Annotated in this window: 14 protein-coding genes; 11 read left to right on the top strand and 3 right to left on the bottom strand. The window is 43.2% G+C overall.

From position 1 onward, the window contains the following. Nucleotides 1–123 precede the first annotated feature (123 nt). Entirely contained in the window at nt 124–1,281 is a 1,158-nt protein-coding gene (locus ABPH35_RS08710) for a DUF2974 domain-containing protein (RefSeq protein ID WP_349989335.1), read from the bottom strand. Between the two features lie 255 nt (nt 1,282–1,536). On the opposite strand from ABPH35_RS08710, the gene ABPH35_RS08705 reads away from it, so the two are divergent. The 11 genes from ABPH35_RS08705 (at nt 1,537) to ABPH35_RS08655 (ending at nt 10,823) form a co-directional block, all read left to right on the top strand. Next, nucleotides 1,537–2,223, top strand: coding sequence for a response regulator (locus ABPH35_RS08705; RefSeq protein ID WP_368849742.1), 687 nt, complete (start codon nt 1,537–1,539; stop codon nt 2,221–2,223). Further along, on the top strand, nt 2,216–3,196 hold the full coding sequence (locus tag ABPH35_RS08700) for an ATP-binding protein (RefSeq protein WP_368849741.1): 981 nt from the start codon (nt 2,216–2,218) through the stop codon (nt 3,194–3,196). Before ABPH35_RS08705 ends, ABPH35_RS08700 begins: the two co-directional genes overlap by 8 nt. Nucleotides 3,197–3,387: 191 nt before the next feature. Next, entirely contained in the window at nt 3,388–4,146 is a 759-nt protein-coding gene (locus tag ABPH35_RS08695; RefSeq protein ID WP_368849740.1) for an ATP-binding cassette domain-containing protein, read from the top strand. A 1-nt stretch (nt 4,147) separates the two neighbouring features. Further along, entirely contained in the window at nt 4,148–6,160 is a 2,013-nt protein-coding gene (locus ABPH35_RS08690) for an FtsX-like permease family protein (protein WP_368849739.1), read from the top strand. A gap of 189 nt (nt 6,161–6,349) precedes the next feature. Continuing rightward, a complete protein-coding gene (locus tag ABPH35_RS08685; RefSeq protein ID WP_033684947.1) occupies nt 6,350–6,586 on the top strand; it encodes a DUF2829 domain-containing protein in 237 nt (78 codons plus the stop codon). Next, complete coding sequence (locus tag ABPH35_RS08680; protein WP_349989340.1) at nt 6,579–7,277, top strand: 3-oxoacyl-ACP reductase; 699 nt, start codon at nt 6,579–6,581, stop codon at nt 7,275–7,277. The genes ABPH35_RS08685 and ABPH35_RS08680 overlap by 8 nt, the downstream gene beginning before the upstream one ends. A gap of 20 nt (nt 7,278–7,297) precedes the next feature. Further along, a complete protein-coding gene (locus ABPH35_RS08675) occupies nt 7,298–7,741 on the top strand; it encodes an ASCH domain-containing protein (protein WP_349989345.1) in 444 nt (147 codons plus the stop codon). Nucleotides 7,742–7,872: 131 nt separating this feature from the next. Further along, nucleotides 7,873–9,261, top strand: a complete 1,389-nt coding sequence (glmU, locus tag ABPH35_RS08670) for a bifunctional UDP-N-acetylglucosamine diphosphorylase/glucosamine-1-phosphate N-acetyltransferase GlmU (protein ID WP_349989341.1) — start codon at nt 7,873–7,875, stop codon at nt 9,259–9,261. Continuing rightward, nucleotides 9,261–9,803 (top strand): NUDIX hydrolase, encoded by a 543-nt coding sequence (locus ABPH35_RS08665; RefSeq protein ID WP_349989346.1) that lies wholly within the window; start codon nt 9,261–9,263, stop codon nt 9,801–9,803. The genes glmU and ABPH35_RS08665 overlap by 1 nt, the downstream gene beginning before the upstream one ends. Nucleotides 9,804–9,812: 9 nt before the next feature. Further along, complete coding sequence (gene macP / locus ABPH35_RS08660) at nt 9,813–10,130, top strand: cell wall synthase accessory phosphoprotein MacP (protein ID WP_349989342.1); 318 nt, start codon at nt 9,813–9,815, stop codon at nt 10,128–10,130. Nucleotides 10,131–10,139: 9 nt separating this feature from the next. Further along, entirely contained in the window at nt 10,140–10,823 is a 684-nt protein-coding gene (locus tag ABPH35_RS08655) for a 5'-methylthioadenosine/adenosylhomocysteine nucleosidase (RefSeq protein WP_349989343.1), read from the top strand. 141 nt (nt 10,824–10,964) lie between these two features. On the opposite strand, the gene ABPH35_RS08650 is transcribed toward ABPH35_RS08655, so the two are convergent. After that, on the bottom strand, nt 10,965–11,762 hold the full coding sequence (locus tag ABPH35_RS08650; RefSeq protein WP_349989344.1) for a peptidylprolyl isomerase: 798 nt from the start codon (nt 11,760–11,762) through the stop codon (nt 10,965–10,967). Nucleotides 11,763–12,021: 259 nt separating this feature from the next. Beyond that, nucleotides 12,022–12,467 (bottom strand): transposase (locus ABPH35_RS08645; protein WP_368849738.1); only part of this gene is annotated, 446 nt, incomplete at its 5' end.

Here is a 12,467-nt window from a genome sequence, read left to right as displayed (position 1 = left end):
AATAAGCAAACAATTTCTAACTTTTCTTCTACTGATTTTGGACTTCTTTTGGACATGTGAAAACTCCCCTTATAGTGTCTAGTGAATTTTGGTTTTTTCACTGTCTACTATATGGGGAGTATATCAGTCCTTGTCAGTTTTCTTTTTAAACCATTCTTCTAATTTTGCATAGGGCGTTGTTAGGGCCTCCTTCCAGACCTGATAACGGGTATCAATTAAGAGACGGAAGAGCTTGTCTAGCATGTCTTTTTCTGCGTCAGTCAAGTTTTGTTGTTGCTCCATTAGGAGGCTGATTTTTTTCGGTGTGTCAATGGTAAAATCGTTGAGTCGCTCAATGCCTGCATCGATGAACATGCCAAAGAGGAGATCAAAGAAGCGCTTGAGTTCTTCGTCATTGAGACTAGCGGTCCATGTTTTTAAGGTTTCGTCAACCTGAATGCTATTTTCTGTCAGGGCAGGAGCGAGTTTAAAATCATGTCCTTCTACTTCCCAAGAAAAGCTGATATGCTGGAGTAGGCCAAATGCCTTGCTTTCGACAATTTCTGCATTGTCAGGTGTTTCAAGGAGCATGCCGACAATGGAATTTTGCGGGATAATAGGCTGAATGCGGTCTTTGATGGCTTGGTAGCCACTCGATGCGATGATAGAGGGATGGACACCAGGTGAATCATAGGCGATAATCTGGGCAATCCGCTTTTGGTCTGCTATCGCCATCTGGCTGCTGGCATAAATCGCCAGATTGCCACCCTTAGAATGGCCAGCCACGTAGACCGTGTAATTAGGAAGTTGCAGGATGGAATTGAGGTACTGGGTCGCAGATTGTTGGGCGGGGATTTCTGCCATGTAGGTCATGTGAAAATCCTCTTTCCAGCCGATAATGGTGTCATCTGTTCCTCTGAAAATTGTGACGAGTTTGTCTTGACCAACCTTGTAGGTAATGGCAGCAAACTGTTTTTCCTCTTCCTTATTGTAGTCATCAATATAGGCAAGGGGTTTAATGGCTTTGAAGCGTTTGGCATTTTTTAATAAGTGAAGCAACTTGACCCGATCAGGGGTAATGGTGACGGAGAGATTAGGGGTATCACCGTGATTTCTCTCTTCAAATTGTGCGATGACATGATCTAGTCGATTCAATTGCTGGATTGTAAAATCTGATGAGACCAATCCGTCAAAGGGGAGGTAGGAAATCTCTGTTAGGGCCAGAATATCGAGTCGATTGAGGGGTAAATCGTAAAAATCGTGATTGGCTACTTCTTCAATGTAATTCAGTAGATTTGGCATAGAATACTCCTGTAATCTGTTTAAACTATTATATCGTAACAAGCGGACAGTCGCAACTACTGCATAAACTGTTCTTTCTGACCTGAATAAGAGTAGTCAATCCCATCATTCGGTAAAAAAATTTGTATCTGTGTACAGAAAATGAGTGACGGAACTGACTAGGTGACAAAAATGTTAGAAAGAAATGATCGGTTTTCGTTTTTTTACTAGGAAAATAGCGTATAATGGATAATAGAATAGAAAGGAAGTGGGGAAATGAAGCAGAAGATTTTGATTGTGGAAGATGATGTGGTGATTCGTCAGCTGGTGGCCAAACATCTTCGGAATTGGAATTATGAAGTGGCTGAAAGCGAGGATTTTCAGCTGATTTTAGAGCAAGTTGAGGCATTCCAGCCGCATTTAATTTTAATGGACATTGGTCTGCCTTTTTTTAACGGCTATTATTGGTGTCAAGAAATTCGAAAAATCTCACGTGTACCGATTCTTTTTCTATCTTCACGCGATCAACCGATGGATATTGTGATGGCCATCAATCTAGGCGGCGATGATTATGTTATCAAGCCTTTTGATATGACGGTTCTTCTGGCGAAAATTCAAGGCCTGTTACGCAGAAGCTATGACTTTTTGGGAGAGCAGACGGTATTGATCTTTGAAGAGATTCGGTTGGATTTAAAAAGTATGCAAGTAAGCTATGCTGGTATGAGTGAAGATTTGACCAAAAACGAATTTCAAATCCTACGAATTTTATTCGAGCGGCCGCAGGCCATTGTCAGTCGGGAAGAACTGATGAAAGAATTATGGAATAGCGACTTGTTTGTCGATGATAATACTCTGACGGTGAATGTTGGACGTTTGCGCCGCAAATTAGCAGGTATGGGCTTGCAGGATGTCATCGTAACTAAAAAGGGAATTGGATATGGGTTGGTGCAGCACGATGACTAAAGGACAAGTAAGCTTTTTTGTCAAGCGCTGGCTGGCAACACGTTTCTTGTTTCTATTGGGCATGTTCTTCTTTATTGCTCTTATTGGTGGTTTTAGTCTACTCTTTCATGTGGAGAGCGCACTGGTTGGCTATGCCAGTCAGTTGCTTTTTTGTATTGCTGGTGGGGTGTTGCTCCTTGATATGGGGAGGGAGTGGCAGCAGTTTACCTTGGTAAGCAGACGAGAGGCCGTGACGAGAGGAACGGCGACGGAAGCAGTCTTACAAGCGCGCGTACAAGAGTTAGAACAAGAGTTACACCAACAACTGGATCAGGAGCGCAGGCGCCAGAGTGATTTTCAAGACTACTATACCTTGTGGGCCCACCAAATGAAAATCCCCATTGCAGCCAGTCAACTACTGGCGAGAGATTTGCCAGCTGGTCCTGATAGACAGGCCTTGGAGCAGGAATTGTTTAAGATTGAGCAATATACAGGGCAGGTCTTGCATTATTTGCGCTTGCAATCCTTTCATGAAGATTTGCTTGTCCAGCGTGAGTCACTTGACCTTCTAGTACGGCAAGTCATCAAGAAATATTCGATTTTCTTTATCCAACAAAAGACAGGACTACGCTTAGATAAGTTAGAGCTGACCCTTGCAACGGACAAGAAATGGTTTTGCCTCCTACTTGAGCAATTTATTTCCAATGCCATTAAGTATACGGTAGGCGGACAAATTTGGATTTACCTAGACGGTGATGATTTGGTCATCCAAGATACGGGAATCGGCATTGCTAAAAGTGATATGGAGCGGATTTTTGCTCGTGGCTTTTCAGGCTATAATGGTCGCATTTCACAACAATCCTCTGGGCTAGGCTTGTATTTAGCACAAGGAATTGCTGAGCAACTTGGACTGACATTCAGCTTGACATCGGAAATAGGACAAGGTACACAGGTACGAATCTGCCTCAAAGAAGAAAAATTGGTCCTTGATTGAGCAAACCTTACAAGAATGTAAGATAAATGAGAGCTAAAGCTAAGGTAGAGTAGGAAGAAATGGGCTATCATAAGACTAGAAAGAGTTGAACAAACTCATTTTGAATAGAACATTTATCTAATTGAATCGGCAAGACAGGATCGGCCGCCGATGTCTGAAACTTGCGATTCAAGGATCACAAGGAGGTTTATATGGTATTACTCGACGTTCAACATGTGCAGAAAATCTACCAAACGCGCTTTTTAGCCAATCAGGTAGAAGCCTTAAAAGACATTCACTTTACCGTTGAAAAGGGTGAATATGTGGCGATTATGGGGGAATCTGGTTCGGGAAAATCGACCTTACTCAATATTTTAGCCATGCTAGACAAGCCGACCCAAGGTAAGGTTTTCTTGAATGGAATGGATACCCAAACGATTAAAAACAAGGATGCTTCTGCCTTTCGCAGGGAGAAATTGGGCTTTGTCTTCCAAGACTTTAACCTACTAGATACTTTGTCTGTTAAAGACAATGTGCTACTCCCCTTAGTCTTGTCCCGTATTCCAATCAATGAGATGAATAAACGCCAGCTTGAGGTACTGAACAGCCTAGGCATTGCGACCTTAAAAGATAAGATGCCCTATGAGATTTCAGGTGGTCAGCAGCAACGGGTCGCAGTCGCACGTGCGATTATTACGCAACCAGAAATTCTACTAGCAGATGAGCCAACTGGGGCGCTTGATTCCAAGTCTTCTGCAACCTTGCTGGATATTTTTGACCAAATCAACGAAATGGGGCAAACTCTTCTGATGGTTACCCATTCTACAACAGCAGCCAGTCGGGCTAAACGTGTCCTCTTTATCAAGGATGGGAAACTCTATAATCAGATTTTTCGAGGGGATCGGACCTCACATGAGATGTTCCAGTTGATTTCAGATACGCTGACTCTCATGGCGAATCGAGGTGAGTAGGATGTGGAAGGTCATCTATACATTAGCAGGCACCAATTTGTTGAAGAACCGCAAATTGTACTATCCTTTTGCCTTAGTAACGGTATTATCGGCAACGATTGTCTATCTATTTATCTCACTTAGCCACAATCCACACTTGGCAGAAGTTTACGGAGCAAAATCGGTCACGCTGACTCTCCAATTGGGTCAGTATGTTGTCCTGTTTACGGTTGCCATGCTACTTCTTTACGCCAATGGTTTTGTCATGAAAAATCGCTCGAAAGAGCTAGGGGTCTATACGATTCTTGGCTTAGAAAAAGGTCATTTGCTCCTAATGACCTTACTTGAAACCATTTTCTTTTCAACTGTGACCGTTGGTCTTGGACTGGGACTGGGTGTCCTCTTGGACAAGCTGATTTATGCTGTCTTACTCAAGACCATGCATGTTAAGGTGGTGTTGGTTTCTGTTTTCCAATGGGGCAATGTGTTGACGGTCATCTTGTATTTTCTCCTGCTCTTTTTCGGCTTGGCTGTTCTAAATGCTGGGAAATTAAGTCTATCTTCCTCCCTTCAGCTAGTGAAAGGTCAGAAACGGGGAGAAGCAAAAGGACGGTTTTTGTTACTTCAAACCTTGCTTGGATTGGGAATTTTGGCCTATGCCTACTATCTATCTCTAAGTGTAGAGAGTCCGATTATAGCCTTGCCTGTTTTTTTCACAGCAGTTGTCCTCGTTATTCTTGCTACCTATATACTCTTTCGTGCGGGAATTATCAGCTTTTTGAAATGGTTGCAAAAACGAGAAAGCTATTACTATCAGCCAGCGAATTTTATCTCTGTCTCCAATCTTGTCTTTCGGATGCGGAAAAACGCGATCGGATTAGCGACTATTGCGATTTTGTCTACCATGTTTATTATTACAATGATCGGTGGAATCAATATCTACATTGGTGGAAATGATATGATTCAGCAGCTAGAGCCAAATGATTTCACCTACCATTATCAATTTGAAAAAAATGGGGAAGCTATAACGAATGCTACTGGTGATGAGGAAGCTGTACTGCAAAAATGGACCTCACAAAACCTAGAGCAAAATGGCATTCCAATCAGCAAGATGGTCACCTATACCTTCTTTGAGGGGATAATGGGAAAGATGGAGAAGAATCACATCAAGCTCCTTGATAAAAATATGACTGGGGTCAATTTTTCTGACATCAATGTCCTTTATGTCTTTGATGAATCTTCCTATAAAGGCATGACAGGTGAAAGTTTGGACTTGTCAAGCAATCAGGTTGCAGCTTATAGCAAGGATGTTGATCTCGATACGCAAGAGCCGTTAGTGATAGGAGAGCAGTCCTTTACGGTTAAAAAGCGCTTGCCTAAGAACTTTACAACCTACCAAACACCCAGTAATATTACCGAGATAATCCCAGGCCTCATTCTAGTTGTGCGTGATTTGGCAGATGTTTCCCTACTGACAAATAGAAAGACTTATATTGGAGTAGATACTAGCTTGACAGAAGAGGAGCAGATGCAGCGCTGGGAAAATTGGCAGGCGCTGAACCCAGATCAACATCCTTCCTCTCTTACTCATTTTGATATGGGATCAGGAAGTCGCGCAGCCGAACGAGCCAGTACCTTCGCTCTTACAGGTTCCCTCTTCTTTATTGGAATCTTCCTATCTTTGGTTTTCCTCATGGCAACCGTCTTGGTGATTTACTACAAGCAGATTTCAGAAGCTTATGAAGATAGAGAACGCTTTGTCATCATGCAAAAAGTAGGCTTGGACGAAGGACAGACCAAACAAACTATTCGCAAGCAGATGGCGACAGTTTTCTTTCTCCCTTTGGTGATTGCCTTTCTGCATTTAGCTTTTGCCTATAAGGTTCTGACTCTGATTTTGCTTCAGATTGGTATTTTTAATAGTAGCCTAGTCTTACAAGTTGCCCTATGGAGTTGTTTGGGGTACTTCACCCTCTATCTCCTTGTCTATCTCTTAACGGCTCGCTCTTACCAATCCATTATCCGTTCCAACTAAATCAGCCTTAAGACGGGTGCAAGAGATGGGAAAATCGGGTATACTTATAGTCAATCCTAAATATTTTTCATAATCTCCTTAGAACATCAGCCAGTGGCTGGTGTTTTTGTGTGCCTAAGACTTGTGGTATAATAGAGGAATAAAAACAGGTAGGCAGAAGAACTGTCTGCTACAGAAGAGAGGCAGAACATGACATTTGAAGAAATTTTACCGGGGCTAAAGGCCAAGAAGAAATATGTCCGTACAGGTTGGGGTGGGGCTGAAAACTATGTCCAACTCTTTGATACAATTGAGCAAAATGGTGTAGCGCTTGAAGTAACACCCTACTTTTTAATCAATGTGTCAGGTGAGGGCGAGGGCTTTTCTATGTGGAGTCCGACACCGTGTGATGTCTTAGCGACAGACTGGGTGGAAGTTTATGACTAAGAGAGTCCTTGTGACAGGAGTATCCTCAGGCATTGGACGGGCTCAGGCTCAGCTGTTTTTGAAAAATGGCTATAAAGTCTACGGTGTCGATAAGGGAGAGAATCCTCAGCTGATTGGAACTTTTCACTTTTTACAACTAGACCTACGGGGCAACTTAGCACTGCTTTTTGACTGGTTAGAAGAAGTGGACATTCTCTGCAATACCGCTGGAAAATTGGACGATTACAAATCCTTGTTAGACGCTAGTGAGGAAGAAATCGAGGATATATTAGCAGTCAATCTACTTGCGACCATGCGGATTACCCGCTTTTATCTGGCAAAGATGCTGGAAAAACAAGCAGGAATTATTATCAACATGTGCTCGATTGCCAGTTTTCTTGCTGGTGGCGGTGGCGTAGCTTATACGACCAGTAAGCATGCCCTTGCAGGCTTTACCAAGCAGCTGGCGCTTGATTATGCAGACAAGGGCATTCAGGTCTTTGGACTTGCGCCAGGCGCTGTTAAGACAGCCATGACGGCTAGTGACTTTGAAGAGGGAGGACTGGCGGACTGGGTTGCTGCTGAAACGCCGATCAAGCGCTGGTTGGAGCCAGAAGAAATCGCAGATGTGACCCTCTTTTTAGCAAGTGGAAAAGCAAGTGCCATGCAGGGGGAAATCCTCAAGATTGATGGCGGTTGGAGTTTGAAATAGCCTGCTAGAAAGGGAGAATGATGACAGCAGAAGAAATGTGGGCGGCTTATCGCCTTATAAATCCTCACATTGGAGACGAAATAGACGCTTGGCAGTTTGGTGCTGAGCCAGATGTACTGGCTGATCTGGTCCTACGAGGGGAGAAAACCGCAACGGCCTCAGCCTATGATGAATATCTTGTTTCAGGAGAAAGTTTGCCAAAAGTTGGGGAACGGAGTGTGATATTGGACAGCAGCGAACAGGCGGTGTGTATCATTGAAACAAAGAAAGTAACGATTGAGCCTTTTCATCAGGTTTCAGCTACCCATGCCTTTAAAGAAGGAGAAAGTAACAAGTCGCTCGATTATTGGCGTAGAGTTCATGAAGAGTTGTTTAGCAAATGGCTGACAGAGCTAGGTCTCGTATTTTCCATTGATTCCCGAGTAGTTTTGGAGGAATTTGAAGTCGCTTATCCGCTCAAGTAAACAGTGAATCTCTTTCCTACATGGAGAGATTTTTTCATGAGCTCTGGTCAGTTCATTTAGAGGGCTTAGCTTTGTTGCTTCTTAAAAATGTGCTATAATAAAGGGAATAGTGATAGATTGGATGTTACAAGATGACAAATTATGCAATTATTTTAGCGGCAGGTAAGGGTACTCGGATGAAGTCGGACCTCCCAAAGGTCTTGCACAAGGTGGCAGGGATTTCAATGGTAGAACACGTTTTTCGGAGCGTATCTGCCATTGCTCCTGAGAAAATGGTCACAGTAGTAGGACACAAGGCGGAGATGGTCGAAGCTGTCTTGGCAGAGCAGACAGAGTTTGTTACTCAAGCAGAACAACTTGGAACCGGTCATGCGGTGATGATGGCAGAACCTTTACTTCAAAACTGTACTGGACAGACTCTGGTTATTGCTGGCGATACTCCTTTGATTACTGGGGAGAGCTTGCGCCATCTGGTTGAATTCCATGTGAACCATAAAAATGTGGCGACCATTTTGACAGCCGAAACCGATAATCCATTTGGTTATGGTCGTATCGTGCGCAATCAGCACGGTGAAGTAACGAAGATTGTCGAAGAAAAAGATGCTTCTGATTTTGAAAAGCAAATCAAAGAAATCAATACAGGAACCTATGTCTTTGACAATGCACGCTTGTTTGAAGCGCTGAAAAATATCAATACCAATAATGCTCAAGGGGAATACTATATCACAGATGTGATTAGCATTTTCCGTGAAGCAGGTGAAAAGGTCGGCGCCTATGTTCTTCGTGATTTTGATGAAAGTCTTGGGGTCAATGACCGTGTGGCACTTGCTAAAGCCGAAGAAGTCATGCGAGAACGGATTAACAAGAAGCATATGGTCAACGGTGTTAGCTTTACAAATCCAGCAGCAACCTATATTGATATTGACGTAGCGATTGCGCCAGATGTGCAGATTGAGGCTAACGTAACCTTGAAAGGAAAAACGTCGATTGGTGCAGAAAGTCTTTTGACAAACGGTACTTATATCGTAGATTCAGAGATTGGACCGCGCGTGGTAGTGACCAATTCCATGATTGAGGAATCGCGTATCGCAGAAGGGGTGACAGTTGGACCGTATGCTCATATCCGTCCAGGGTCTAGCCTTGCAAAAGATGTTCATATTGGCAATTTTGTTGAGGTAAAAGGCTCTACAATCGGTGAAAATACCAAGGCTGGCCATTTGACCTATATCGGGAATGCTGAGGTGGGACGAGATGTCAATTTTGGGGCTGGAACGATTACCGTCAATTATGATGGACAGAAAAAATACACGACCAAGATTGGCAACCATGTCTTTGTTGGTTCAAATTCTACCTTGATTGCACCACTTGAAATTGGAGACAATGCGCTGACAGCTGCTGGGTCAACTATCACAAAGAATGTCCCTCAGGATGCAGTTGCCATTGGCCGTAATCGTCAAGAAAACAAGGATGAATACGCCAAACGCCTCCCTCATTACCCAAAGAATAACGAGGAATCATGATGAAATTCGAAGAAAAGACCATTAAGCGGACAGAGATTTTCAAAGGCCATATTTTCGATGTCGTTGTGGATGATGTAGCACTTCCTATGGGCGGCGAAGCCAAGCGGGAACTGATTTTTCATAAGGGAGCGGTCTGCGTATTAGCGGTCACACCTGAGGACAAGGTAATCTTGGTCAAACAGTACCGCAAGGCGATTGAGGCGACCAGTTATGAAATCCCCGCAGGAAAGCTGGAAGTTGGAGAAAATGCTGATCCTAAAGCTGCTGCACTAAGAGAATTAGAAGAAGAGACAGGCTATACTGGTGAGTTAGAGCTCTTGTATGATTTTTATTCTGCAATCGGTTTTTGCAACGAACGCTTGCGCCTTTATATTGCTAAGAATCTTGTTAAGGTTGAAAATCCCCGTCCTATGGACGATGACGAAGTGATTGAAGTCTATCATGTGAGCGTAGAGGAGGCGCTTGCTTTGATTGCTAGTGGGGATATTTGTGATGCCAAGACTATTATGGCGGTTCAGCAGTTACAATTGATGAGAAAGTAGGAATGAGCAATGAGGAAGCCCTTATTGACCGATGAAATACTAGAGAAAGCCAAACAGAAAAGACATCAACAGCAGCGTTTTGGCTATTATGCCCCTGATGAGGATATGGATGTGATGGATGAATTTGCATTCGAAGATGAATGGGAGGAGGAGTACACAGGCTACCGTGAAGGCTATACCCACCGCATTCCAGTCGAATCTTCAATTGTAAAAAGTCGTCGGATTGAAACCATTAAGCGCGAAGAATTTCGCGGAAAAGTGAATAAAATTCTGTTTTGGGTTGTTTTTTTGGTCATTCTCTTTCTCATTGCAGTCTTTTTTTGGTAAGGAGTTTAGATGAAATTTGGAATTATTGCAGCCATGCCTGAGGAGTTGAAGACCTTGGTAGAAGCGCTCGAGTGTGGGGATAAACAAATCACATTGGGACGGACCTACTATACTGGAAGAATAGGGAACCATGAAGTAGTCTTGGTTCAATCAGGGGTTGGAAAGGTCATGTCGGCTATGTCTGTCGCTATTCTCGCTCAGCAATTTCAGGTGGATGTGATTGTGAATACCGGTTCAGCTGGTGCCGTTGCAGATGGGATTCAGATTGGGGATGTGGTTCTTGCAGATCAGTTAGCTTACCACGATGTGGACCTGACAGCCTTTGGCTATGAGTATGGTCAAATGTCAGCTCAACCCTTATATTTTGAAGCAGATAAAGCCCTCCTTTCGCAGATGAAGGATATTCTTGCTCAACAAGCAATCACTGCTCATACTGGTCTGATTGCAACAGGAGACAGCTTTATTGCAGGTCAGGATAAGATTACAGCCATAAAGGCTCACTTCCCAACTGTTTTAGCAGTTGAAATGGAGGGAGCGGCAATTGCCCAAGCAGCCCATAGTATCAGACTACCTTTCCTTGTCATTCGCGCCATGAGTGACACCGCTCAAGGAGATGCCAACATTACCTTTGATGAATTTATCATCGAAGCAGGAAAACGCTCGGCAGAGGTTTTGATTACTTTATTAAGTTAAGTAGCAAAAGAAGCTGAGTAAAAAGTATTCAGCCATCGTTTAGAGTCGTTTAAGAAAAGCGAATAAGTGTCGTTTTCTGTCAATCAGAATCCACACTTAGCCGCTTTTTATCGTTATGCTTGGATGGTTGTTGCGATATCTTTATTTTTCACCTTCAATATCCTTTATAATGTCAATTGCTTCAATTTTAATGTCTGTTTTTGGCTTGTCTTTTTCGTCAGTTTCTGTCGCTGCGATTTTATCGACAACCTCCATACCCTCGATGACTTGACCAAAGACAGTATAGCCACCGTCGAGGCTCGGATTTCCGCCGTTTTTATAGGCTTCTTTGATTTTAGCAGGGTACTTGCTGGAATCAAGCTGGCCAGAAGCGTCCTTAGTATTTTGGTTAATAAAGAATTGGCTACCATTGGTATTTGGTCCCGCATTGGCCATAGAAAGTGCACCGCGGATATTGTAGAGAAAGGCAGACCGTTCGTTCATAAAGCCATTGCCCTTGTCAATACTCTCATCCTTGCCAGCCCAAATGGATTCGCCCCCTGTACCTGTTCCTTTTGGATCCCCACCTTGGATCATGAAGCCGTTGATAACCCGATGGAAGATAACGCCGTTGTAGTAGCCTTCTTTCGCGTGGGTGAGGAAATTTTCGACAGCAAGAGGTGCTTGCTCTGGAAAGAGTTTCAACTTGATGTCGCCTTGACTTGTCTTGATGAGGACAGCTGCTTCATCGTCTGCAATTTCAGTGGATAATTGCGGGAAGCTCGCATCGGGATTGTTAATGGCGTAGGCTAGATCTTTGGCATATTGGCTAGATGCTGTTGTGTCTGAGCTGGATGCAGGTGTTGAAGTGTTGGTTGATGAAGTTGAAGTTGTTGCGTTATTCGCACAAGCAGTGAGCACTAGGCTAGCAGCTAGGGCAAGTAATAGTCGTTTTTTCATAAGATTCCTTTCCTGTTTATGGATTACTCCTATTGTAGCATGAATTGCTTTCTTTTTCAAAAGTCGTCTAAAAGGGGTCTTTTTCTACCATTTGTCAAGTTTATCAAGGATTTAAGAAAAAATATTTTCAAGACAGTAGCTATTTTGAGAGTGCTGTCTTATTTTTGACACTTATTTAGTTAAAAAAGGGCATGTCAAAAGAACACCTTATGTTGGAAATTTTTCGATAAGGTGTTACAATACTAGGGCATAGACGACTTTACTGATTTTGGGTTGAAGTATAATCGTAGAGTTTGTTATGCGTTATGAGGTAATACATCGTCCTGATGAGGCGATGTATGGAGGCAATCGTATGTGGATTAGTTGAAGTCACCTGCGATTGTCTTTTTCGTTTCTCATAGAAATCAGCGATATGACAGGGATTAGTGTGACTAGCTGCAGCGATGTTGTGGATGCACTTGAATAGAATCTTTCTCGCGTAAGGATTTCCGCATTTGGTGATGTGTTCCTTGGCAAGGACGTTTCCAGATTCGTAGTGTCTGAGGTCAATTCCAATGAAAGCGTTGATTTGATTGGCAGACTGAAAACGGCGAATATCTCCGATTTCACCAATGATACTTGTTGCTGTGGTTTCCGCTATTCCAGGAATAGAGAGAAGGATCTCATATTCAGGTAATGGCTGAGCGAATGTGACCATTTCATCCA

The organism is Streptococcus handemini, from assembly GCF_040984445.1.
Lineage (GTDB): Bacteria > Bacillota > Bacilli > Lactobacillales > Streptococcaceae > Streptococcus > Streptococcus handemini.
The sequence above is the reverse complement of the archived record's forward strand: the minus strand, read 5'-3'. Positions and strand labels throughout refer to the sequence as shown.